General features: G+C 54.3%; 23 protein-coding genes. 1 reads left to right on the plus strand and 22 read right to left on the minus strand.

The window, feature by feature from the left end:
- Nucleotide 1 precedes the first annotated feature (1 nt).
- The 14 genes from JIN85_RS09175 to JIN85_RS09240 form a co-directional block, all read right to left on the minus strand.
- Nucleotides 2-448, minus strand: a complete 447-nt coding sequence (locus JIN85_RS09175; protein WP_200269884.1) for a hypothetical protein — start codon at nucleotides 446-448, stop codon at nucleotides 2-4.
- A gap of 38 nt (nucleotides 449-486) precedes the next feature.
- Nucleotides 487-903, minus strand: coding sequence for a hypothetical protein (locus JIN85_RS09180; RefSeq protein ID WP_200269886.1), 417 nt, complete (start codon nucleotides 901-903; stop codon nucleotides 487-489).
- A 13-nt stretch (nucleotides 904-916) separates the two neighbouring features.
- Entirely contained in the window at nucleotides 917-2,062 is a 1,146-nt protein-coding gene (locus tag JIN85_RS09185) for a type II secretion system F family protein (protein WP_200269887.1), read from the minus strand.
- A complete protein-coding gene (locus tag JIN85_RS09190; protein ID WP_200269889.1) occupies nucleotides 2,055-3,752 on the minus strand; it encodes a GspE/PulE family protein in 1,698 nt (565 codons plus the stop codon). The genes JIN85_RS09185 and JIN85_RS09190 overlap by 8 nt, the downstream gene beginning before the upstream one ends.
- Nucleotides 3,749-4,294, minus strand: coding sequence for a hypothetical protein (locus tag JIN85_RS09195; RefSeq protein WP_200269891.1), 546 nt, complete (start codon nucleotides 4,292-4,294; stop codon nucleotides 3,749-3,751). Before JIN85_RS09195 ends, JIN85_RS09190 begins: the two co-directional genes overlap by 4 nt.
- 45 nt (nucleotides 4,295-4,339) lie before the next feature.
- Entirely contained in the window at nucleotides 4,340-6,067 is a 1,728-nt protein-coding gene (locus JIN85_RS09200; RefSeq protein WP_200269893.1) for a type II secretion system protein GspD, read from the minus strand.
- Nucleotides 6,068-6,076: 9 nt separating this feature from the next.
- On the minus strand, nucleotides 6,077-6,688 hold the full coding sequence (locus JIN85_RS09205) for a hypothetical protein (protein WP_200269895.1): 612 nt from the start codon (nucleotides 6,686-6,688) through the stop codon (nucleotides 6,077-6,079).
- Nucleotides 6,685-7,218 (minus strand): hypothetical protein, encoded by a 534-nt coding sequence (locus tag JIN85_RS09210; RefSeq protein WP_200269897.1) that lies wholly within the window; start codon nucleotides 7,216-7,218, stop codon nucleotides 6,685-6,687. The genes JIN85_RS09205 and JIN85_RS09210 overlap by 4 nt, the downstream gene beginning before the upstream one ends.
- A gap of 19 nt (nucleotides 7,219-7,237) precedes the next feature.
- Nucleotides 7,238-9,001 carry a hypothetical protein gene (locus JIN85_RS09215; protein WP_200269899.1) on the minus strand — a complete coding sequence of 588 codons (1,764 nt, stop codon included), beginning with the start codon at nucleotides 8,999-9,001 and terminating at the stop codon, nucleotides 7,238-7,240.
- Between the two features lie 131 nt (nucleotides 9,002-9,132).
- A complete protein-coding gene (locus tag JIN85_RS09220; RefSeq protein WP_200269901.1) occupies nucleotides 9,133-9,630 on the minus strand; it encodes a type II secretion system protein in 498 nt (165 codons plus the stop codon).
- Between the two features lie 216 nt (nucleotides 9,631-9,846).
- Nucleotides 9,847-11,091, minus strand: a complete 1,245-nt coding sequence (locus JIN85_RS09225) for a type IV pilus twitching motility protein PilT (protein WP_200269903.1) — start codon at nucleotides 11,089-11,091, stop codon at nucleotides 9,847-9,849.
- A 38-nt stretch (nucleotides 11,092-11,129) separates the two neighbouring features.
- Nucleotides 11,130-12,011 carry a hypothetical protein gene (locus JIN85_RS09230; protein ID WP_200269905.1) on the minus strand — a complete coding sequence of 294 codons (882 nt, stop codon included), beginning with the start codon at nucleotides 12,009-12,011 and terminating at the stop codon, nucleotides 11,130-11,132.
- Between the two features lie 5 nt (nucleotides 12,012-12,016).
- Nucleotides 12,017-12,784, minus strand: coding sequence for a hypothetical protein (locus tag JIN85_RS09235; protein WP_200269907.1), 768 nt, complete (start codon nucleotides 12,782-12,784; stop codon nucleotides 12,017-12,019).
- 79 nt (nucleotides 12,785-12,863) lie between these two features.
- Complete coding sequence (locus tag JIN85_RS09240) at nucleotides 12,864-13,508, minus strand: ATP-binding cassette domain-containing protein (RefSeq protein ID WP_200269909.1); 645 nt, start codon at nucleotides 13,506-13,508, stop codon at nucleotides 12,864-12,866.
- 157 nt (nucleotides 13,509-13,665) lie between these two features.
- On the opposite strand from JIN85_RS09240, the gene JIN85_RS09245 reads away from it, so the two are divergent.
- Complete coding sequence (locus tag JIN85_RS09245; protein ID WP_200269911.1) at nucleotides 13,666-14,505, plus strand: class I SAM-dependent methyltransferase; 840 nt, start codon at nucleotides 13,666-13,668, stop codon at nucleotides 14,503-14,505.
- 11 nt (nucleotides 14,506-14,516) lie between these two features.
- Here JIN85_RS09245 and recF read toward each other — a convergent pair whose 3' ends face one another.
- The 8 genes from recF to JIN85_RS09285 form a co-directional block, all read right to left on the minus strand.
- Nucleotides 14,517-15,578, minus strand: a complete 1,062-nt coding sequence (gene recF, locus JIN85_RS09250; protein WP_200269913.1) for a DNA replication/repair protein RecF — start codon at nucleotides 15,576-15,578, stop codon at nucleotides 14,517-14,519.
- Nucleotides 15,579-15,632: 54 nt separating this feature from the next.
- Nucleotides 15,633-17,522 carry a DUF4340 domain-containing protein gene (locus tag JIN85_RS09255; RefSeq protein WP_200269915.1) on the minus strand — a complete coding sequence of 630 codons (1,890 nt, stop codon included), beginning with the start codon at nucleotides 17,520-17,522 and terminating at the stop codon, nucleotides 15,633-15,635.
- An 11-nt stretch (nucleotides 17,523-17,533) separates the two neighbouring features.
- Nucleotides 17,534-19,078 carry a DUF7088 domain-containing protein gene (locus JIN85_RS09260; protein WP_200269917.1) on the minus strand — a complete coding sequence of 515 codons (1,545 nt, stop codon included), beginning with the start codon at nucleotides 19,076-19,078 and terminating at the stop codon, nucleotides 17,534-17,536.
- Between the two features lie 28 nt (nucleotides 19,079-19,106).
- Nucleotides 19,107-19,859 (minus strand): ABC transporter permease, encoded by a 753-nt coding sequence (locus tag JIN85_RS09265; RefSeq protein ID WP_200269919.1) that lies wholly within the window; start codon nucleotides 19,857-19,859, stop codon nucleotides 19,107-19,109.
- 61 nt (nucleotides 19,860-19,920) lie between these two features.
- Nucleotides 19,921-20,556, minus strand: coding sequence for a pyridoxamine 5'-phosphate oxidase (gene pdxH / locus JIN85_RS09270; protein ID WP_200269920.1), 636 nt, complete (start codon nucleotides 20,554-20,556; stop codon nucleotides 19,921-19,923).
- Nucleotides 20,557-20,591: 35 nt separating this feature from the next.
- Complete coding sequence (locus JIN85_RS09275) at nucleotides 20,592-21,383, minus strand: TatD family hydrolase (protein WP_200269922.1); 792 nt, start codon at nucleotides 21,381-21,383, stop codon at nucleotides 20,592-20,594.
- A complete protein-coding gene (locus JIN85_RS09280; protein ID WP_200269924.1) occupies nucleotides 21,380-21,910 on the minus strand; it encodes a GNAT family N-acetyltransferase in 531 nt (176 codons plus the stop codon). Before JIN85_RS09280 ends, JIN85_RS09275 begins: the two co-directional genes overlap by 4 nt.
- A gap of 73 nt (nucleotides 21,911-21,983) precedes the next feature.
- The gene (locus JIN85_RS09285; RefSeq protein ID WP_200269926.1) at nucleotides 21,984-22,448 is read right to left on the minus strand and encodes a RidA family protein; all 465 of its coding nucleotides are present in this window, start codon (nucleotides 22,446-22,448) and stop codon (nucleotides 21,984-21,986) included.
- Nucleotides 22,449-22,453: the final 5 nt, after the last annotated feature.

Genomic DNA, 22,453 nt, shown 5'->3' on the forward strand with positions numbered 1-22,453 from the left:
GTCATTCACCTACATCCCAAACGCCGTCGGTGTAGTTATCGTTTTGGTCGTATCGAACTCCACCATCCTCAAGGTATGGTGGAGATTCATTGACCACAATTGTGAGGTTGGTATTTTTAAGAGATTTTACAGTCGGAGGTATGATATTCCCATCGCTATCTAAAACTTTGTTAGGGAGGTAATCGAGTAGTTTGGTCATCGTCAGGTCCGTAACTGGCTCTGTCGGATGATCCGCGAGATACATGCGCTGGGCGGTGTAAACCGTGCGCAGGGTTTCACCGGCTTCGCGCCCGGCACGCCAATTCTTAACCTCGCTGGTGACGTAAAATCCGGTTGCCATCAGGGTAAGCAGCACCAACAGCACCACCGTTAGCTCAAGCAAGGTGAGGCCTGGCTGGCTGTCGCGTGATGTACGGGTTGCGCGCATGGCAGGGGCAATAGTTAACATGACCAAAGTATTCTGAAAAGATTGAATTTGAGGCGAAATCAACCGGACGTAATCATCTTCCAGGATTCGGCAAGAATGCGCTTCATCTCAGCGCTGCTCAGAATCTTGATCACCAGATGGGTGATCACGGTGGAGCTGATCGCGCCGATGATGAGCCACATGAAGGACCAGGTGACGGATTTTCCCTTCGGGGCAATCAAAGGCACATACCACTTGTCGCGATCCACGATGCGGGTGGAGAATTTCTGATTGTTCGCTCTAAGTTGTTGAATCAACTCGTCTGCCGCACTCGCATCGTGCGTGATGAACAGATGATTGTAATGAGATGCGGGTCCTAAATCCTTCGAGCTTTTCTGAATGCCTTTCGGCAGCTTGGCAGGCTCGCTCAAGGTGTAGATGAGAGTTTCGTAAACGTAGCGTTCCCGCAACCAGCGATCGAATCTTGTGAGTTGCATGACGTGGTGTCGGTTAGATGCCGCTTTTCATCAACTGAGGGCCCATCAGGAAAATCGGCAGATAGGTTCCCAACAATACCGCCGCGACCAAGATGACTGCGATCAGCAGAACGACCAGATTGATGGCGGTGGTGAAGGACTCCATGTAGGCATTGGAGTCCTCCTCATACATTCCCGCCAACATATCCAACTGCGAATCCAGCGATGCGGATTTTTCACCGATCGCCAACATGTGGGTCACTTGTGGATCGACAGAAGTATATTTTGCAAAGGCCGTGGAAAGTGGCACGCCGGAATGCTCGTATTTGTCCGCAGCGTCGCGCAGCTCCTTGAAGTAAGGCGTGTTTTTCACGCTGTTGGCAGACACCCGGATGGACTTGGAAAGGTTGATCCCGTTTGAGTGCAGCAGCTTGATGGTCGAGATGAACGTCATCTGGCGAAGACTCAGAACGAGCAACCTGAACAATCGGAATCTTGCCATTCCAAGACCTAACAGAATACTGCGCACCGTTTTCGAGCGGGCAATGCTGATTCCGATGACCAGCGCGCTGACGATGAAATACGGCCAGACTGCTTGCGTCAGATGGCTGACCTTGAAAGAGATTGCCGTCAGCCCTTCCGGCTTCAGACCGACCCCCGAAAGCATTTCCTCAACCTGGGGGACGATTTTTACCTGCGAAACGATGAATGCTCCCGTCAGCACGGAAATGATGATGCTGGGCATGACCACTGCCTTGCGGATCTGCTTTTGAAAATGCAGCTCGCTCGTCAACCTGGCTGCCAGCGCGCGGAACGCTTCATGAAGCTGGCCGGCGTCGGATCCAGCCTGAACCAAGCCGATGACAGTGTCATCAAATCGACCGGTCCGGCGGAATGCTTCATGCACATTCATTCCCGCGCCGATGTCTTCGCGAATTTTGAGCAGCGAGGCGACCATCGATTTGTTCGGCAGGCCATGAGTGTAATACTTCAGCGCGTCCGCAGTGTTGATCTGGGCCCGCAGCATCGAACTCAATCCACGGAACAGCGCGACCAGTTCTTTTTTACTGAACGGTTTCGGCTTTTTCGGCTGGCTGAGGCTGGGGAAAAGCGGTTTCGGTGCAGGCTTTTGCACCTTGGGATTACCAGCGGGGGCGGGAAAAGGAGAGGTGCTATTCATCGGTGTAGGTCATATCGATGACTTGGCTGACTGCTTGGATATCGGTCTTTCCTTCGCGCAGCAATCGCAGTCCGCTGCGACGCAAACTGGGGAGTTTGCCCTCGGCTGCGATCTGCATTTCAAGTTCGTAGGGGGTCATTTCTCCCTTCGAAAGCAGGTCGGAAATTTTTGGTGAAATGGGAATGATTTCAAGGATGGCGGTCCGTCCGGAATACCCGGATTGGCGGCATTCAGGGCAACCATCAGGTCTGGCGTTGAACAAAGGGATTTCCGCCCAGGAGTCATCCAGGCTGAAGGTTTTACGATCCAGCTCGGAGATTCCTCGTACTGGCTCCTTGCAATACGGGCACAGAAGTTTGACCAGACGCTGAGCGCAAGCGGCTTTGAGGGTCTGGGCGATTTTCCAGCGCTCGATGCCAAGTTGCTCGAAGCGCTCGATAATCTGGGATGCGCGCGGGGTGTGAATGGTTGTTAGAACCTTGTGGCCAGTCACTGCGGCCTCGATGGCCAATTCGGCGGATTCCAGATCCCGAACCTCTCCCATGAGAATGATGTCCGGGTCGGATCGCATGAACGAAGCAATCATCGGCTTGAATTCCTTCGGACTTTTCAAGTCGCAATGGGTGATGCCAGGAACTTCGTCCTCCACTGGATTCTCCAGAGTGAGGATATTCACTTCTGGGCGGTTCAGCTCGCGCAGAATTGCATTCAGGGTGGTGGATTTTCCGGATCCTGTCGGGCCGGACATGACGATGATCCCTGCCGGAATTTTCATCACGCGGTGCAGCGAAAACATCGTTTCTTCATCGAACGCGAGTGTGCCTTTTCCCAGAGTGACGTTGATGTTGCTTTTATCGAGCAAACGCATGGTCACGTGATAGCCGCGGTAAGTACGATGCCTTTCGTAGCGAATGTCGATGGATCGCCGGAAATAGGAAATGGTGAAGCGGCCGGAAATACCTGGCGCGGTGTTGCGGATTTCCGTCGGCAACTTCATCAGATTGAGAAGGAACGCATCCAGCCGATCCTTCAGCTTCATCGGAATTTCGACTTTTCTGCCAAGGTCTCCATCGACGCGGAAAGAATAATAGAAATCCTCCTTTTCGACTTTGAAGTGGATGTCAGAGGCGCGGGTCCGGACCGCATCCGCCATGATGGTGGCGATTAACTGAGCCATCGGCTCGCTATGTTCGGAGGTGACATCGAAGTCGCTGAGGCCTTCATCCAGATCCTCAACATCGATCGCTTCCAATTCAGACCGCGATGGGCCGCTGTTGGTTGCGACGGATTCGATGGTGCGGCTGATTTCCGATACCAGCGTGACGATTTTTACAATTTCCAATCCTGGAAACCTGGGAGCGAGGTATTCCTCTGCCAACGGACTCCACGGATTGGAAATCGCTACGATCAACTTGCTCCCACCGACCATGCAAAGTGGCGCAAAAAAACCGCGGGTCATCACCGCAGCGTCGCAGTGATGGTGCAATTCCGGCTCACAAAATTCTGCGATTTTCGGAAAAAACGCGAGTCCGTTGATCCGTGCCAGCGCCGCCATGAAGCTGAATCGCGTCACCCGGTTTGGCACCTGATCGTGGGTGATTCCCGCATACGACGGATCGTGTGCGCCCAGCTCCGCCATGATGCGGCTGCTGATCAGCTCGTTGAAGGATATGCCGTCGAATTCGATCATCGCTCGAAATGCTTGCGGGTCACGGCGGCCCAACCGTCGAAATCAATGAGAGCAATGCTAACAAACGGGCGGATGCCGGTTTGGAATTGGGCGGCAATTTGGATTTCCTCAGCCACGATCATGGCCGCAATCGGGTTCAGGGAGGCGGTTCCGATGGCATCCGTATCTTCGGCATAAACGACCGGCGAAAGCAGAGCTTTGCAAAGTTTGCGGATTTCCGGAAATGCCTCGTAGAAAGCAGTGGGGGTAATCAAGCGCGCGGCAAACGGAATCATCGGCGGCGTCGGGCTTAACGAACGGGCAATCTTTTCCGAAAGCTGGTTCATCACTGAGGTCACCTGATCCGGGGGATTTCCCTGGAGATGGGCGATCGCTTCTATCAGATCTCCCGGGTGGCCATCTTCGTGCGACTGCCGCACCGCGTTTTCACAACGGGTCAGTTCTTCTCGGGACGCGAGGCCTAATTCAAGTAACGCTTCAGAGGTTCGGGTCAGGCATTCTTCGATGGCAGCAGCTACATCTCTCCCGGGGTGGGCAGACATGAGATCGCTGGGCGTAAAATCCGACATGATGCTCTGAAAGGAAACTCAACGGCTGGTCTTGGTGTTCGAATCCGTACGAGGATAATACGGTGCCTGTTCAGGCTGCAGACCACGGATCGAGCGTTGAAGATTTGGCTCATGGGCCGGGCCAGGATTATTTTCATCCACCCATTCCGACTCGATGCCTAACTGAGTGGAGCGCCGGATTTGTGATGAGGCCATGTTGTTTTGAGCCCCGCGGGTCGGATCATAAGACTTCGGAGTCACGACGAATACCAGGCTGGAGTTCTCCTTGCTGGCTTCCTTGCTCTTGAAGAAGAAATTGATGAGCGGAAGGTCGCCCAGAAGAGGGATTTTGGTCTTATCCTTGGATTGAACTTCGCCGTAAAAGCCACCCACGATGAGTGAATATCCATCGGGAATGCGGGCGATCGTCTCGATCATGGATTCAGTGACGCGCGGATAAGTATTGCCGGATGCACCCGTGACATATTCGGCAATTTGGGATGAACGGGGTCTCATGTTCATCCGGATCGTCCCGTCCGGAAGCAGAGTGGGCGTCACCACAATGGAAATACCGATCTCGCGATGGTTCTCGGGATCTTCCGTGATGGATTTGTCGGAGGTGTCGATTTTATACCGAACTTCTTCCGATGTGTTCTGACCTGAAGTGGTTTCGCTGACGGTGGTGGTGATGATCGGGATACGATCGATGATCGAGATCGTCGCTTGTTCGTTGTCTTCCGTGATCAGAGTCGGATTGGAGACCTGATTGGTGATGCCGCCTTGAGCCAGGGCGCGGAGCACGCCGGATGCTTGGGTCGGTGATAGCACCAGGTTGGCTCCATCCGCATCGGCAATCTGGCTGGCTGTGCTGGAGGGGAGTCCGAAAATCGAACTCAAATCCCGCGAAATATCAATCGGCACGCCGAGATCGCCGAGCGAGGACGACCAGTTGACGCCGACGCTTTCCGCAGCCTTGGTGTTCACCCGGAGGATTTTGGTTTCGACGATGATTTGGCCTTTGGATCGGTCGATGCTGTGCAGGAATTCGCGGGCCTGATCGATCCGGTGTGGGGAATCAATGATGACGATCGTGTTGGTTTTCGGCTCGAAATTGACGATCCCGGTGCCCGGGCTGAGAAGCGGCCGGACCAAGGTCATGATCTGCTCCATATCAGTCGGCCGCAGATAGCGTAGCTGATAGTGGAACTCGGTGCTTGGTAATTGGCTGAGTTGCGCCTGAGTGAGCGCGTAGATGGTGCTGCCCTTAGTGTGGAGTGAAAGATTGAACTGGAAGGCAAGTTCCTCCATCTGCGACAGCGGATTGCCGTCATTCAGGTTACCCGTCACCAGATAATCCGGGCCGTTGATTTTGGCGTTATGGAAGTACTGCCGTCCGGCTTTTTTGGCCAGGAACTGGAAAATGTCATTCAACGCGGCGTCTTTGATCAGATAGCCATCCTGAGATTCCTCCATCTCGCGTTTTTGCTCTTCGAGTGGTCCGAAGGGCGAAGCGGTTGGCCCTTGGGCGGATGGATCATGCGGAGTCGCGGTGGTTTGGGCAGTTTGATTCCCCGAGGTTTGCTCGACAAAGGCGTCCGCCGGATCGGTCGGAGAACTTGGAGTGATCAAAGGCGGATCGCTGTCCAGGGTCGCCTGCGATTCTGTCGGCACCGTGGGTTCGACCAACGGAGCATCCGATGGTTGAGCCAGCGAAAATCCAGTCAGGAAAGTCAGCAGAAATGGTAAAAGCTTGATGGGAAATTTCATGAGCGGAAATTATCGACGTTTGGAGGAATTGGTCGGAGCAGGAGCGGGATCAAGTTGGAGAGGCGTTCCGGCGCTGTCCGGGACCATTCCAGGTGGCGCATCGTTGCCTGAACTGCGGGTCATGCCGGGCGGGAGCAGATCAAGCTCGCGGGCATAGGTATCCTTGTTTTGCGGATTGCGAAAGAGAATGCGGCGGGAGTTGACTTCAACGATCTCGATTTGGACGACCGCACCATTGAAGCTTACAGGAAGCATGTCACCCTGGGAAATCACCCGCGAGCCAATGAGGAATTGATGCTCCGCAGGCATGATCGTGTTGATTTGCATCCGCCCGACGATGTTTTCGAGAGGAATGGATGGCACTTTGGGAACATCAATCGGTTGGGCGGGTCCGGCAGGTTTTGCATCGGGATCTTGCAACAAGCCGAATGGATCGGTTTTGCGGCTCGGGGCGGCGAGCTTCGCCTCCATGGTTTTGATGTAGTCGGTAGGATCTGCCCCTGCGTAGCGGGAAGGCTCGACCGCCGCTCCAGAGATGGCGACACCGAACAGCTGGGCAGCCAGGAAACCCAGCGCCAGACGATCAGGGAAAAAACTGCGGAGGATGAGGTGTTGTTTCATTTCTCCCATGAGGTGTAGGTGACCTTGAAATCCAGCTGTGGAACGGGCCCGGCGGCTGGGGTGATGTCGAATTGCTCCAGCTGCAGGCGCGGCATCCTAGTTTCAAGTTCCAAGAATGCTTTTTGGACAGTCCGGAAGGAACCCCGGAATCCGATGCTTACCCGAGACGAGTTTTGCGCGGAAATGGCGCCAAATCCAGCCTGGTTGTTCTCGCGGTTGAGCGGAGCGGTTTGTTGGAATTCTTTAGCCGGAAGCTCACTGCGGATCTTGCCAAGATTTTCGCTGAAAGCGCTGGCGGTTTCGCGATTCAGATCGTTCGCCCAGCGCTCGATATGAGGGCGCTGCTTGCCGATTTGGATTTCGATGGCCTGCGCGATTTTGCGGTTCTGATCGTTGGTCGTATACTTCCGCTGTTTCTCTTCAAAGCTGTGGTTCAGTTTCGAATTCACCACGACGCATGCACCGATGATGGCGATCGCAATCGTCATTGGCAGCACAATGCCAAACATGATGATCGGGGTCTTATACATAGCGGAGAAGGTGGGACATTCAGGGAGCTTTCAGAACATTGATCGCCAGAGGGTCGGCAGATTCAAACCGTTGGGTGATGACGAATTCGAAAGAATAAGGATAGGCCGGTGGTTGGTTGGTGCCTTCGATTTTCGGGCTTTTTGAGGTTTCAACTCCGCGCGATTTCACGCTCACGACCAAAGTCCGGGTTGGCACCTTGGGATCGAACGCGGTGTTGCCGGTGAGCTCCGCGATTTCGGCGAAATGCGTAGCGATGGATTCGTTGTTGTTCAAGTGGTTCAACAAATCCAATCCCTTGGAATCAGTCAGCCCCTTGATCTGCCATTCTTTGATAAATCCAACTTTCGGCTGTCCTGGCGTGTTTTGCGGACGCACGCTGAGGTTGAAGGACGTCACCTTCACCCCGCAGTTTTCAGGTAGAAGACGCGCGAGCAATTCCATCGATGTCCAGGCCTTCGATCGGTCTTCCAGCAGGTTTTCCAATTGCTGGGTTTGCTTGCGCTCAATGTTGAGTTTGGCGATCCGCTTTAACAGATCCGCTGACTCCGATGTCTTCAGGAAAAAGATATCAGGCTGGAAAATTTTGCGGCTGAAGCTGAAGGTCAGCCAGCCAAACGCGAGCAGCACGAGACCTACCAGCGCGAGTCGGCCAATCAACAGACCCCGTAATAATTTGATCTCGGATTTCGTGGGGAACAAGCCAACAGCATCTCCGATCGGCGGCAGGAAATTTTGAAATACCCAGCCTTCACGTCGGAAAGTATCGAAGGTGATGCCAGGCAAATGTTCCTCGCTCGCGGGTTGGGTTGCAATGATCAGCTCGATCGCCCAGGCAGGTAGTCCGTGAGTATCACGCGGTCTTACCACCTCAAGATGGCTGGTCGGAAAGGTCGTGCCGAGGTCAGTGACCAGATTGGTATCAACCTGCTTGCCGAGCGGAAAAATAAACAGGTCGGGATCGACGATTTCCAAGGCGGTGCATGCGGTGGCGACCGCCTGGCGGAAGTTCGCCGGTCTTAGCAAGCCGCGGTGCTGCATGGTGCGCAGCAGGATCAGATCGGCCTGTTGATTGAAAAAGGCGAGAACTGTCAGCCAAGGGTATTGGAGGATCGCGACAAACGGGCGATCGGGATTTCGTGTCACCGTGCCGATGATGCCGAGTAAGGCGACGAGTGGAGCGCTCAGCGCGCAGGTGACGATGGGGAAATTTTCAGCTTCGCCATAAACCCGCAGGGTATCGAGAAATAGCTGATAGTGGTGGGAAAGAGCGATGGAGGTGCCAATTTTGCCATTTGGATTTCCCGGATAGGGAAGCACCCGCCAGGAATTTTCGGCGGCATCGCGAGAAGCGTCTTCGAGCACCGATGGCGGATCGATGACGGCTCGCTCCCGGATTTCTGGCAGAGCTGCCGGGTCGTTGAACTCCAGCTTTAGATCGGTAATGGCGAACTCGTCGCCGATGGTTAAAACGACACCGAGGCCGGTTGCTCCCAAGGAGCGTGCGTGCTCAAGTACTGCCTTGGCGAATTCCTGGATTTTCGCAGGCTCTTGAAGTTGGTCATGCGTCAGATCAGGACCGGCAGTCCATTTGTTCTCCGGTCGCTCGAAGAGATAGCAGCTGATGTTGGCTCCATCGGTGCGGATGTGAAGCTGCAGGTCCAGTTCAAGCGCATCCTGATACCATGCCGGATTGCTCGCACGGCTGGTATTTCTGAGAATGTCATTGGCCTGGCTAAAGCGTTTGAGAACGTTCAGTTGCGCCGGATGAAGATACTTGGGCAAGGGATGGAGTGAGAGGGATTTTCTTGGGGGATTTCCAAAACCTCAGGGAACCAGGTTTTGATACGGGAAATGACCCGCTCCACGAGGGAGGCGGGTCATGGAAGTTTTACGCCATTTTCAGGCAGGTTGGATTACCAGTCGCTGTGCTCGGTTGGGTTGAACTCTTCAGCATCGTCTGCGTCGCCGTTGGCAACAGTTTGGATGTAGAGTGCGCCGATGTCAGGAACATTGTTAGCACCATCGACATAGGCGAACTTGTAGTCAACGCCTGCTGGGTGGCCGGTTTCGGTAGCAGTTGCGGATTCGTCGATGTCAGGTGTAGATGCATCGTCTTCCGGAGTGGTGACGTCGGTTGGGTTGCTTGCAACGAACTTGCCAGTTCCGAAGAGTTTGTCAGGAAGATCGGCGACCGTTGCACCTGGATCAACACCATACATGTTCGAGTAAGAACGAACGGCTTGTTGGGTGTTGCGGATGACGAGGATGGAAGCAGCGCGGTCAGCACCACGTTTCCAGGCTTTGGCGCCGAAGAAGAGAATGCCGATGAGGGAGAGCAAGACAAGGATAACGACCGTCAGTTCGAGGAGGGTAAGACCTGCGGTGCGCTTGGTGTTTTGAGTCAGTTTCATGAGGATATCAGTGGGTGGTTGTTTATTGAATCGAGTTGCTGTCGAACGAAATCACCATAACGAAAATTGCGGATTCAGGAATACCGCGATCGCGTAGGCGATGTGAAACGGGGGGCAAGGAAGGTTTTTTGAATGAGGGATCAAGGGTTTGAAGTGATCTAACAGTTGGGTATTTGATGTGTTTGTTAGATTGAATGAAGGTAATGAAGCCAATGGTTAATCTGGATCTTCATCCCGGTTCATTTTGGCATTTTGGAAAGTTTCGTAAGTAATCAGTCCTTTGCTGAGAAGTCGTTTAAGGTTCGAGTCCCATTGGATGTTGCCCGATCGGGTGATGACGTCCTCCAATGATCGCGCGCCACCATCGTAGTTGGCGATGGCACTGGAAACGGCATCCTCGCTGTTGTGCAGAAACTCATAGGTGAGCACTCGGCGCTGCACGCCGTTAAGTAGGCCTTGGGAATGGATGAAGATGAGGATTTCGGACAACCGGCTCAGGACGGAATGATGATTGTCCTTTGGATAAAGCTCCAGGATGCGGCCCATGGTTTTTACGGCACCTGTAGTATGTAGGGTTGAAAGTACGAGATGTCCCGTTTGTGCGGCTTCCATGCACGTTTCCATCGCTTCACGATCCCGGATCTCGCCAAGCAGAATGATATGGGGTGCCTTGCGGAGAACATCCTTCAGACCTTGCCGATAGGATTGAACATCCCGCCCAACTTCCTGTTGGGTGACGATGCTGGGGCAGGGAACGCGGTATCCTGGATATTCCGGATCATCCATGTCGTCCGGATATTGATACTCGATCGGGTCTTCGACCGTCACAATATGCTTGGGATGATGTTGCCGAACCCAATCGATCAAAGAAGCAAGGGTGGTTGACTTGCCGGAGCCGGTTGGTCCGGTCACCAGGCATAAACCTGCCCGTTTGAGCACGGAGCGCCGCAAGGTTTCGATGGTGTCGGGATCGATGCCAAGTTGTTCGAGCTCAGGAATGAAATCATTCAGAATTCTGCAAGTGACCCCAAGGCCGGATGAACTGAGGTGCGCCTGGATGCGCAGGCGGCCGGATTTTTCACCGCTGCTGCCCATTGAAATGCCATCGCATGAGAAATCGGATACTTTCCGCTCTGCAAATTCGGCAATTGCTTCCTGGATTTTGTCTTCAGCTCGCTGGTTTCCATTTGAGCCGCTCTGGCCAAATCCATGGCTTCCGCTTTCACGGTTACGGATGAGTTCCTTGAGAATTTCATCCATGTTTCCCGCATCGAGGATGCCGAGATAGTCCAGTTTTTCGACTCCCTTGTTGGTGTGGACATAGACCGGCCTGCTGGTCCGCATCTGGATATCGGACACGCCGAGTTTGCGGCAGACTTGAAAGATGATGCTGAGAAGATCCACTCCCGACATGCCAGGGGAAAATCTTGGCGTGCTAACGGGTGGAACATGTCCTGGCATGAATGTCTGAGGGTGGGTCATAGGCGGGGGAGGGCCGGTCAAGAGCCTTGAAGCAATGGAGTGAGAGACTTGGTTTGATGAAGTTTTTCTAATCGGGTGATGGTTGCGGCGGCTGCATCCCGAACCCCCATCACAAATTGCAGCCGCTCTTCACATTCGGCACGGCGGTAAGGTGAGATTAATTCCCAATTGCCATCCGCTTGCCACTCGGCGGAGAGATGATGATAGCGTTGGATGCAATAATCTAACAACTCAAGATGCTTGCGCATTTGAGCGGTGGTATATTTCGGAGTGGCATGATGCTGATCATTGAACATCAGCTCCAGCACGTTTTCCGTGGCTGCTGCCGCGGTGAGCGAGGGTCTGGGATCGTGCTTTTTGGACAGGCAATACTTGATGGTGTTTTCGGCAAGCTTTGCTGCGCCTGGGGTGAGTTCCGGACGAGTTCCCAATTCCGGTTCGGTCAGGAAAAAGTGATAGGAATTGTAATTTGCATAATGCGAGGGATCGAGCTCGTAGGCAAATTTCAGTTTGTCCTCGATTTCCTGGCGCAGGTAGCGCCGCTGCGTTGCCGACGGTGGGATCGGATTCGTTCGCGTATCATGAGCGAGGCTCAGCTGATTCAGGAACGTGCTGATTCCTCCGCTAGAGGCGCTTGAGGTGTCTTGAGAGGTTTGAGCCGGTGAGGGCGCTTTGTTGGGTCCCTGAACTTCCAGGCCGCGATTCCAATATTGGTTGATCGGAGATTGCATGGCCATGGCGATCACTTCGCCATACGGACTGCGGTTGATTCCCAATACATTTAAGGGCACACGTAAATCGGAATTCATCACCAATACGCGCCCGGCATAGGCATACATCACTCCACCGATCGCAATCAGGCCGGTCGAGAGATAAGCGCTATGGGGAAGTTTTTTCATCAAAATCAGGTCGAAAGTTTGGCGCGAAAGCAAAAGCGTGAGACTCCGCAATAGATGGCTAATATACCTACAAAGTAGAAAACCATGTCACGGAAAGCCGCAGCTGGAAGTGCTCCATCTTTGAAATAGAGACGTTGGGTCAAATCGGCAAAACGGTATTGAGGAGAGATCAACCAGATGCTTTGCAGCATCGGGTGAGATTCGATTTTTAATAAATTGTCCAAATAGCCCACCCCGTAGAGTCCATAAAGAGCAATGCCGAGTGAGCCAGCAAAACCAACGATGCCACCGAATCGTGATGCTAAGCCGATGGCTAATGCAAGAAGCGGTCCGACGACCAAAAGAAACAGGGTGAGGTATTGGAAGTTTAAGGTCCACCACATCGACTTTTCAGCAGTTGCTCCCGGAGTGGCGGCGAATTGTGAAATCCCTGCGGTGCAGATGGCCAGCGGCGCGATGAATGCAAACACGGCAAGCCATATTTGGAAAAGTTGTTTGCCGTTCGAGATGCCAGTGGTGAAAAAATACTCACCCATACCGGTTTTGGCATTGGCTTCACCCTGTTTGGCGGCGGTAAACAAACCCCATAACAGGGTGCAGATCCAGAGCGTGGCCCAGGCAGCCTGGATGCGTGCTGGTTTGATCAAGGTGAAGTTTTCACTGGCACTGGAAATAACCGGAAGAACAAATGGCAACCCTATCACGGCCAGGACACAAATGACCCAAGCTTTGCGCTGAAAGATGGTTGCAAATGTAAGGCGGAACAGTGGCATTTTGATATATAAAAGAGAATATGGCTTTTTCTTGCGAAACTTGGATAGTCTTTTTCGGGTTATTTAATTAATAAGCCGATTAGTTGAGCATGGTTTTCAAGGAACTCCATGTTTGGTCTGTATCGGAAATATGGCGAACATCCTGGCGTTCGATCAAAACGGCACTCGGCATTTGCATGGAATCATAATCAGGATGGCAGCTCACCAGCCGGAGCACCTGATCGCTGGATTGTTTCCACATATCCTCAAAAATTTGTCGGGCAAATGCGTCCAGTCCGCTAAATGGCTCATCCAGTAGTAAAATATTCCCAACGTTGGGCCGGATGGAGAATTCCGCCATAATCAGGCTGGTTTTGCGGCGGTTCCCGGTGGAAAGACGACCGTAGGGCTTTTTGACATCCAGTTCGATCCGCTTCGCCAGCTCCATCGCCGCAGAGCGTTTGTCTTTCGAAATCAACATGCGGAAGATCATTCCGGGAGTGATTTCCGGGTCGAATCGCAAATCTTCCGGTAAATATTGCATGTACCCCTGGGTCTCGAACTCACCGGCTCGCGCCTTCAAGGTGCGCGCGATGGTCCGCAGCAAGGTCGTTTTTCCGCGACCATTGCGCGCGAGAAGAAAATGGGTGCCGCTCGAGAGCTGAATCGACTCGCTGAGCTTGGCGATTGGCTTGCCGTAGCCAATTTCCAAGCCCGATTTCAAATGAATGCAAGGCGATGTCATCCGGTTTCTACGTCAAAATTCCCCGTGGTTGTAGGAATTGAGAAGAAGAAGTCAAGAAAAACTAATTATCTAGATGCTAGGAAATTCAAGTAAACTTAAAATAGTAGTTGCATGAAAAAGCCTTTGCTGCAGCGGTTTTGAATCTAGGGTGCCGTTCATGCCTCCACGACCACGCAAGCCTTTTCGCCCTCAGGGCCAGTCCGGCTTTAAGCCCAAAAAGACCGCGCCATCGGAAGATAAAGGATGGGATCCAGTTGCGGCTTGGTATGACAAGCTGGTGGGGGAAGCCGGGTCTGATTACCATCGGCATGTGATTCTCCCTGCCACGCTGAAATGGCTCGATCTGCAAGGAGGTGAGTCGATTTTGGACGTGTGCTGCGGCCAGGGAGTCTTGGTGAAGCCTCTTTTGGAAGGAAAGATCGGACGTTACCTCGGTGTGGATGCCAGCCCGCGATTGATCAAGGCGGCGAAATCCCGGCATGGCTCGGACAAGCGGGTGTCTTTCGTAACGGCGGATGCCTGCCAGCCTGGCGAATGGGCGGATGGGACGTATGACGCGGCGACTTGCCTGATGGCTGTTCACGATGTGCCGGAACCGGTGGGTATGTTTCAGAATATTTCCGACGGGTTGAAGCCGGGCGGCAAGGTTGTGCTGGTTTTCATGCATCCCTGTTTCCGGATTCCACGCCAATCCCACTGGGGCTGGGATGCGGATCAGAAAATTCAATATCGCCGGTTGGATTCCTATGGTTCTGCCCGGGAAATCCAGATTGCGACGCATCCCGGCAAGGGGACGGGGGAAGAAACGATCTTCTACCATCGACCTCTAGCCCAATTGCTTAGCGCGATAGGAGAAGATGGGTTGGCGGTGGTTGGCTGCGAAGAACTCTACAGTCATCGCCGGTCTCAGGGCGGCGGAGCGTTCAGCAAAGCAGAGCACCGGGCGGTGGAAGAGTTTCCCATGTTTATGGCTCTCGTCGCCATCAAACGAAGTTAGCCGCGCTTGGCTCACTGGGTTTTCGCGCTGCCTTGAGAAATAACGAGGCGGGCGAGTTTTGAAATCTCCTGCGTTTCCCTCAGCCAGTCCAAGTGGGTGGTGGTGATCCACTTTTGCGCATCGGTCGGCAGATGATTCATCAGGGCATTTCGGCGAAGCGGATCAAGCTCGCCAAAAATATCGTCCAGTAGGTAAATCGGCAGTTTGCCGCCGCGTTGTTCCAGCAATCGTCCTTGAGCCAGTTTCAGGGCCAGCGCCATGGTGCGTTGTTGTCCTTCGCTGGCGAAATCTCCGGCCGGCATGCCATTGATGCGCAATTCCAAATCGTCCCGATGCGGGCCGACCACGGCTTGTCGCAGACGCGTTTCGCGCTCTTTTGCCTGAAGCATCGATTGGCGCATGTCTGGTCCGCTGGCTGGCAGGTAATTCAACGTCAGCTTTTCATCCTTGCCACTAATGGCCAGCTGGGCCGCTGCGGCAAACGGTGAGAGCCCCTCGACCAAGCGGGCGCGGATTTCCATGAGAACCGTGCCATGCTCGACCAGGATTTCTTCATAGGAGGCTATTTCTGCGTCTCTGGTCCGACCTTCTTTGAGAAGTAAGTTTTTTGCGCGAAGTGCGCGGCGATAGCGTGACCACGAACGGCGATAGGCGGGATCGAGCTGAGCTCCGAGGAAATCCAGGTAGCGGCGGCGGATTTCACCGGAACCGCGAATGAGTTCTAGGTCCTCGTTGCCCATCCAGACGACCAGTCCGCCATCTTCCAGGTAGGTGGATTGATTCGGGCGTTTTTCTTCGTCGACGCGGAGTCGGAAGCCATCGCGTGAGTAGCGGACGCGACGTTCTTGAGACCAGGAAGTTCCAGCGATGCCGAATTGGTCGGCGCCGAATCGGGACAGGGTGGCCATGCGGTGGGTGCGAGGAGAATGGAGGCGCACCAACATGCAAATGGCCTCCAGAATGGAAGTTTTACCCTGTGCGTTTTCTCCGATCAGGACGGCTCCAGCAGGTGGCGCTTCAATATCGAGGGATGCGAAACAGCGAAAATCCAGCAGGCGAAGTGAGCTAAGCATGGATTTAACGGAAGAATCCCGGAGCAATCGAGCGATTGGCGATCGCTGCCTGGATTAGTTATCGATGATGAGTTTTGAAGTGAGCTTGTCGTAGGTCTCCCGACTGATTGTGAAAGGATTCAATTCCGTATTCAGTCTTCCGTAGTAGGATGTAGGATTTGGATCGTCACTGGCGGGACCGATCAAAAGAATTCGTTCGATTTCACCGGTCGTGTCGCCAAATTCGTCGACTTCATTTTGAGTCACGGAAAGTAAGAGCGACGGATTGATCAAGGCCTTCCTGACTTTCTCGTCGTAAGGAGAAAGCCATGCTTTGACCCTCAGTTCCCCGAGCACATTGAGGAAGTAGTTCGCTTTGATTGGGTCAATCTGGGCACTGATGTCCTTGCCGTCCTGTTCCCCGTGCCAGTCTTCCCGGATGAAGCCATACTTCAGATCCAACGGCGCTTCCGGCGGGATCGTGCGGACGATGTTTTTCAGGTCCACTTTGCTAAATGGCCAGAGAATCGAATCCCGCCATTCGAAGGAACGAATGGCGATTTTCGACAAGATATCTGGGTCCAGCCGGACCACCGTGGAGGTGCCAATCCGATTGGCGAACAATTCGCCGTGGTTGTTGAAGCCAAATCTGAGCTCGATCGACTCATCATCCACACCGGTGAATTGCAGGCGAAGGATCGGGCGATCCAGTCCCCAGGGGGAAAAATCGGTTGCGGCATCGGTGACAAATTCCACCACCCGGCTTTCGGTCACGGCTTTTAGCAGATCGTAGAGCTTGCTCTCATTGGCTGTGCGCTCGACTCCCTCAATCAGCGTACGCCAAGGAGCTTTGCCTTTCCGATAGAGAGTAACCGGTTGGGCAGTGGCTGCATTGATCGTGATGCTTTTCAAAGCCTCAGGATTCAAATTGGTCAGCGTTTGATCGCGCAATTCGTTGACCGATAGTGGAAGATCCGCGATTGAGACGAGCTCTGGTTCTGGCTTAAGGGGGAGGACCAGTACTGCATTCGGCCGATCACTTACGGTTGCGTAGGCTTCCCGTGCATCGGGTGACTCCGGGGGGTAAACCTCCAACACCGTTTCCTGATCTTCATTGAAGTTTTTGAGGGCAATCTGCAGCGGGCGGCTGGTGCCGGAGCTGGTAGGCAGGGTGACCGCTGAGCGATCCAGAACATTGGTTGCCGAAAGTTCGAAAAGATTGCCAATCAAAGATTTGAGCACCGTGTCGTGATCGGTATTGAGTTCCTGGGGGATGACAATTTTCCAGGCCTCACGTGGTTCTGCATGCGATAAAGTGAACTCACCACTCGCGCTGCGGATGCGAATTTGATGGAGATTCAGCGGGTTGAAATAAAACGGCCTTGGATCGCGCAGATGCTTCAGATTATCCCTGAAGAGCTCTAAAATGTCGCCGGAACAGGTATAAACAAAATCCCTGCGGCCACGTTCACGAGGCCTGATGAATACCGTTGGCAGTGGATCTTTAGTTTTCGTGTCTTGCCCGAACCATGGGGTGCGGGAACCGATGCGGTATTTCGCCAAGGCCTGGCCCGAGTGCGTGGCCAAATCAATGCGGATCGAATTGGTGTCGAGCCCGGTCTTCTCCAAATCAACCTCCTTGACGGGGGCGTAATCCTCGACCCTCAGGCCACGGGAAAAGCTGATGATCGCGATGGCGGCGCGTGGGTCCATGCGGTCCTTCGGTTCCTGAGCATACATCCAGCCGGTTTCGGTCTTGATGAACTCGGCATGCAAATCCCGCACGGAGACGGTGATTTTTTCGACTTCTGATGGATCGAAATGGTCGTAGAGCGGGGTTCCGAGTGTCGCCGGCGGGACGCCGAAAAGCGCATCCAGATTGCCTTTCGAGATGCGCCAGCCAGCAAGGCCGCAAATGGCAGCGGCTAAAACCAGCAGGAAAGAAGTAAACGCGGTGGATCGCATGGTGAGAAAAATCAGGCCCGACGCGATGACCAGACGATTCCGCCGATCAGTGCGAGAAGAGCGGGGAGGAAGAACAGATTGACCCGGTTGATGAATGAAACCTGTGCGTCCAAAATCGGCATCTTGTAGATGCCAATGGAACGAGGTCCGATCCCGGCGAGAGATTCACGCCCGACCAACCAGTTAACGGATGATGCCAGGAAGTCCATATTCTCAGCCCGTTGATTTTCAGGTTTGAGGAAATCCGTGTTGGTGGTGAGGATCATGCGGGAAGTGTCCTCGGCGAATCGGTCGTCCGCAGCAGCACCTCGCACCACACTGGCCGCCATCGTCAGCGGGGCTTTGGTGTCTTCCTTTGGATCATATTGCTCATCCCCTTGGCCAAAGCGGGTTTCACCCCAGAAATTGCCAGTGACGAGGATCAAGCTGGTAGGGAATATCTTGCGGTTGATCAGATCGGTCGCGCCTTCACGGACTTCAATCGATGAGCTACTGCCCTCAAAAACGGTCGCTAGGCCAGCCAAGTCTTTGAGGAAATCGATGCCGTAGGTGAAATTTCCACGGGCTGCGGTGACCAGTTTGCCTTTTTCACGGGTGACAATCCGGTCATTTTGGGGAGTGACTCCGTTTTCACGCAGGAAAGCCCGCAATCTTGGCGGAGTTTCACCCGGTTCCAACAGAACCAGCAGCGAGGACTTGGGACGATTCCAATAACGCTCCAGAACGTTGGCTTCGTCTTCGGTCAAATCGTATTTTGGGGCGACCAAGGCGACGCCTTCCGCATCCTCCGGAATGTCGGTGAGACCGGCGAGGCTGAGCGCGGTCAGCTGGATGTTCTGGTAGCGAATGGTGGTCTCAAGCGACTTCCAGGGTGAATTTTCGCCCTCAGAATCGATCCGGCTCTTGTCGGAAAGGAAATACATCTTGCGTGGCTTGCCCTCGATCGACTGGACCAGTTGGGCCGTCATCACATCTTCGATTTTGAAACCGATCGGGCGGCGCTGGCCTTGCTGGTCGGTTGAATAAACGATCATGTCTTCGGCCAGGACCAGTTTGACATTGGCATTCAGTGCCTTGGTTCCAGCTTGGTCTTCGTGGATGACCGGTGCGTCATCGGTCCGCGAGTCGATGATGATCAGATCGCGAATCAGGGTGATGCCATAAGCGGCGGCCACTTCCTGGGTGCGATCCGGACTGCGGATGGGGTCGAGAATTTCCAATTCGATCTTTCCATGGGAAAGCCGGGAGTATTCTTCGAGAAGAGTCCGCACGCGATCGTAGAACGGGGAAGTCCTGCGGAATGCTAGGATCATTTTGATCGGCTTCGGCTGCTTCTGAATCGCGTCGCTGGTGAGGTAGCGCCGGGTTGACGAAGAGACGGTGTAGGCTCCTTCGCGACTCAGATCCAGCCTGTCATAATGTTGCGAGGAGAGGTAGTTGGCAGCCAACAGGATGGCGGCGAGCAACACGAGTTGAATGATGGAAAGCGTGCCGACGCCCCAGCGGTTGACCGGGCGGGCGGATTTTCCCTTGGTTTTCGATTGAGTGTCAGACACGGGGCGAAGTTCGCGGATTGGAATGGGTTTAGCGGCGCCAGCGGCGGAAATCCACCACTTGGTAAGTCAGAAACAGGATGAAAATCGTGAGACTGAGGTAATAGATGGCAGGGCGGCTGTCGAAGAGACCTTTGGCGAAATAGTAGAGGTGCTGCTGCGAGGAGATGTAATCAAACATGGACGCACCTGCGAACGAGTTTCCCCAGATGACGGTGACGTATCCCAGGAAATACTGAATGACCAACAAGCCAATCGTTAGAATTCCGGCGATGATCTGGCTGGAGGTGAGAGCGGACGCCAGGCAGCCGATCGCGGTAAAGGCAGCCCCCATCAGCATCAGGATGGTGAGGACGCCGCCAAGCGCACCGCCGGTCCAGGCGGGAGGGAGCCCGGTCACCCAATCAAACATTTTGAACTGAATCACGCAGGGAATCCACAGCGTGGTGTAGAAGATCATCGCGGCGATGTATTTGGAAAACACCACCTCCCAGCTCCGGACGGGCGCGGTGAGCAGGGTTTCCAGCGTGCCGGAGCGCTCCTCTTCCGCGAACAACCGCATGGTGATCAGCGGGAAGATGAACAGGAAGTAGAACCAGAACAGTGGCGAATGAAAGGTGACGAAAACCAGGCTGTCCTTCACCGGGGTGTCCCGGAAACCCTTCATCGAGGTCGAGAGGGAAATTCCCTGCATGATCGTGACGAAGGCCAGGATCACCCAGCCGAAAGGGCTCAAGAAGTAGCCCTTCAATTCCTTAAAGGTGAGGATACGGAATAATCTCATGCGGTGGGCGCCCTAGGTAGATGATCCGACCGCCGGGGGGAAGGGAAAAGGTGGGGCGGGATTACGGCGACAACCGATCAATGCTCCATCCGCTTTCCGTTTTCTGATAGAAAAACCGGTCGTGCAAACGGGCGGGGCCGCCTTGCCAAAACTCGATATTTTCCGGCATCAGCCGGTAGCCGCCCCAGAATTCAGGCAATGGAACCTCTCCGTCGCCGAATCGATTGCGGATTTCTTCCAGTTTGTTCATCAAAAACTCACGCGATGGAATGACGTCACTTTGATTTGAAACCCACGCACCGATTTGTGATTCCCGCGGCCGTGCACTGAAATATTCCGCCGATTCCGCCGGGGTGACTTTTTCCACGGTGCCCTGAATGATGACCTGCCGTTCCAGCGTGATCCAAGGGAACAGCAAGCTCGCCTTCGGGCAATGCTCCAGATGCTTCGCTTTGCGGCTGGTGTAGTTGGTGAAAAAGGTGAATCCCTGATCGTCAAAGGATTTTAGCAGCACAATCCGTTGGAACGGCATGCCGCTTTCATCGACGGATGCCAAGCTCATCGCGTTCGGCTCGTGGAACCCGACTTCGGTCGCCTGGGCAAACCAATCGGCGAACTGTTGCGCGGGATTTGGATTGAGGTCCGCACGTCTCAAACCGCGACTCGAGTATTCCTTGCGAAACTGAAAAAGGTCCATGGCGGAAACTGGCCGATCTCCCCGGGGCCGTCCAATCAAGAAGTGGCGGAAAACAGCCGTTGAGCATTAGACGAGGTGATTTCCGCAAGATCCGCGCAGGACCATCCGAGCTGGGCGGCCAAGCCCTCGGCAATCGCGACCAAATTCGCCGGATGATTGTGCTGCTCCGGGAGCGGAAAGCGGATGAATTCATCCGGCGGAAGCATGTCCGGTGCGTCAGTTTCGATCAAAATCCGATCCGCTGGAAGTTTGCGGAAAACCTCGACGACTTTGGCTTTCCGCGACTGCAGAAAATAGCCGGAAAACGAAAAATAGGCTCCCATCGGCAGCAGGCGTTCGGCGATCTCGATCGAGCCATTGAACGAATGCATCAGAAAGCGCGATGGCGGCGGCTGATCCTGAAAAACCTCGAAAAGTGGTTCCCAGGCTTTGAGACTGTGGATCGTCACAGCGCGATCCATTTCATGAGCGATCCGCAGTTGATCGGTGAAGATCGCTCGCTGGATGCGAAGGTCTGGCGAAGCAATCCATCGATCAAGCCCGCATTCGCCGATCGAGGCGGACGGGTGTTGTTGCAGCAGATCGCCCAGGCGCTGCTGCCAGCCATCGGTCGCCGTGTCCGCTTTCCAGGGGTGAATGCCGAACGCGGCCGAAATAAGGCCGGGGTGGGCGAGTCGTAGGTTTTCGACTTTTTCCCAATCCGCTTCGCAAGTCGCGTTGACCACGCACTGTCGGATCCCGGACCGACGCATTTCTGCGATCAACGGCTCAGCATTTCCCAAGCGGGAATCCTGCAGGTGATTGTGGGCATCGATCCAGCCGTTCATGAGCGCTTGAGGCGGTAGATCGTGTGGTCGACAAATCGATGGTAAAGCCACTCGGCATTGCGGTGGATCCCGTCCTCATAAAATCCCAGCCGTTCTGGAACGGCCTGGCTTTGGTAGTTTTCCGTCGCGACGTGGAGGGTGATGCAATCCAGTCGGTATTCCTCGAATGCATGCTGGATCAGCGCCCGGCAGCTGCGAGTTGCGATCCCGCGGCCCTGAGCATCTTCTGCAATCCAGTAGCCAGGGTAGGCGATGCGGGTTTCCCAGTTGATGTAGTTATAGCCGATCGCGCCGCAAAGGACGTCATTTTCCCAGATCCCGCAAACAAACACACCGGATTCGGTGAAGGCTTTGAGGCAGTTGGCGATGTATTGGCGCGTTTGCTGGACATCAGTGATTTCGTCCAACCACGGGAGCCAGCGCCTCAAATGCGCGCGGTTTCGCTCAGTGACCGCAAATAACTCCTCCGCGTGGCGGTCCTGCAAAAGGCGTAGAACGACCGATTCATCGACGCGGTGGGAGAACATGGGCGGGATTTCCTGGGGTGATCGACCAATGAGAGGTGACTCAGCGTGTCGGAAACTCCCGCCCTGGGAAAGATCAGTCTTCGACTTCCACCACGAGATTGATCTCGACTGCAACGTTGAGTGGCAGTGCGGCGGCGCCGAGTGCGGTGCGGGAGTGCTTGCCTTTGTCGCCGAAGACTTCGACCAGAAACTCAGAAGCGCCGTTGACGACGACCGGATGACCAAAGAAGTCCGGCTCGGAATTGACGAAGCCGTTGAGCGCAACGATTTGCTTCACCTTGTCGAGTGAACCGATTTCTTCACGGACCACGGCGAGGCGGTTGAGAATGATCATGCGGGCGCCTTCAGCCGCTTCTTCGACTGAAACTGCGGATGGCACTTTGCCGAGGATTTTGCGCTCGCCTTCGATCGGTAAACCGCCGGAAAGAAACAGCAAATTGCCGGAGCGGACGCAGTTGACGTATGCTGCCACAGGAGCAGGAACTGCAGGAAGCGTGTAGCCGAGGGATTCGATTTTTTCGAGGATGGAGTCAGTCATTTTTT

Origin of the sequence: Luteolibacter pohnpeiensis (assembly GCF_016595435.1) — a bacterium.
Taxonomy (GTDB): Bacteria; Verrucomicrobiota; Verrucomicrobiia; order Verrucomicrobiales; family Akkermansiaceae; genus Luteolibacter; species Luteolibacter pohnpeiensis.

Bases quoted from the DNA above. Each gene is read 5' to 3' on its own strand.
- JIN85_RS09255 (WP_200269915.1), bottom strand. From the start codon at position 17,522: ATGCGATCCACCGCGTTTACTTCTTTCCTGCTGGTTTTAGCCGCTGCC.
- JIN85_RS09245 (WP_200269911.1), top strand. From the start codon at position 13,666: ATGCCTCCACGACCACGCAAGCCTTTTCGCCCTCAGGGCCAGTCCGGC.
- JIN85_RS09220 (WP_200269901.1), bottom strand. From the start codon at position 9,630: ATGAAACTGACTCAAAACACCAAGCGCACCGCAGGTCTTACCCTCCTC.
- JIN85_RS09185 (WP_200269887.1), bottom strand. From the start codon at position 2,062: ATGAATAGCACCTCTCCTTTTCCCGCCCCCGCTGGTAATCCCAAGGTG.
- JIN85_RS09285 (WP_200269926.1), bottom strand. From the start codon at position 22,448: ATGACTGACTCCATCCTCGAAAAAATCGAATCCCTCGGCTACACGCTT.
- JIN85_RS09195 (WP_200269891.1), bottom strand. From the start codon at position 4,294: ATGTCTGCCCACCCCGGGAGAGATGTAGCTGCTGCCATCGAAGAATGC.
- JIN85_RS09175 (WP_200269884.1), bottom strand. From the start codon at position 448: ATGTTAACTATTGCCCCTGCCATGCGCGCAACCCGTACATCACGCGAC.
- JIN85_RS09235 (WP_200269907.1), bottom strand. From the start codon at position 12,784: ATGCCACTGTTCCGCCTTACATTTGCAACCATCTTTCAGCGCAAAGCT.
- pdxH (WP_200269920.1), bottom strand. From the start codon at position 20,556: ATGGACCTTTTTCAGTTTCGCAAGGAATACTCGAGTCGCGGTTTGAGA.
- JIN85_RS09205 (WP_200269895.1), bottom strand. From the start codon at position 6,688: ATGAAACAACACCTCATCCTCCGCAGTTTTTTCCCTGATCGTCTGGCG.
- JIN85_RS09280 (WP_200269924.1), bottom strand. From the start codon at position 21,910: ATGTTCTCCCACCGCGTCGATGAATCGGTCGTTCTACGCCTTTTGCAG.
- JIN85_RS09200 (WP_200269893.1), bottom strand. From the start codon at position 6,067: ATGAAATTTCCCATCAAGCTTTTACCATTTCTGCTGACTTTCCTGACT.
- JIN85_RS09225 (WP_200269903.1), bottom strand. From the start codon at position 11,091: ATGCCAGGACATGTTCCACCCGTTAGCACGCCAAGATTTTCCCCTGGC.
- JIN85_RS09265 (WP_200269919.1), bottom strand. From the start codon at position 19,859: ATGAGATTATTCCGTATCCTCACCTTTAAGGAATTGAAGGGCTACTTC.
- JIN85_RS09275 (WP_200269922.1), bottom strand. From the start codon at position 21,383: ATGAACGGCTGGATCGATGCCCACAATCACCTGCAGGATTCCCGCTTG.
- JIN85_RS09190 (WP_200269889.1), bottom strand. From the start codon at position 3,752: ATGATCGAATTCGACGGCATATCCTTCAACGAGCTGATCAGCAGCCGC.
- JIN85_RS09230 (WP_200269905.1), bottom strand. From the start codon at position 12,011: ATGAAAAAACTTCCCCATAGCGCTTATCTCTCGACCGGCCTGATTGCG.
- JIN85_RS09180 (WP_200269886.1), bottom strand. From the start codon at position 903: ATGCAACTCACAAGATTCGATCGCTGGTTGCGGGAACGCTACGTTTAC.
- JIN85_RS09210 (WP_200269897.1), bottom strand. From the start codon at position 7,218: ATGTATAAGACCCCGATCATCATGTTTGGCATTGTGCTGCCAATGACG.
- recF (WP_200269913.1), bottom strand. From the start codon at position 15,578: ATGCTTAGCTCACTTCGCCTGCTGGATTTTCGCTGTTTCGCATCCCTC.
- JIN85_RS09240 (WP_200269909.1), bottom strand. From the start codon at position 13,508: ATGACATCGCCTTGCATTCATTTGAAATCGGGCTTGGAAATTGGCTAC.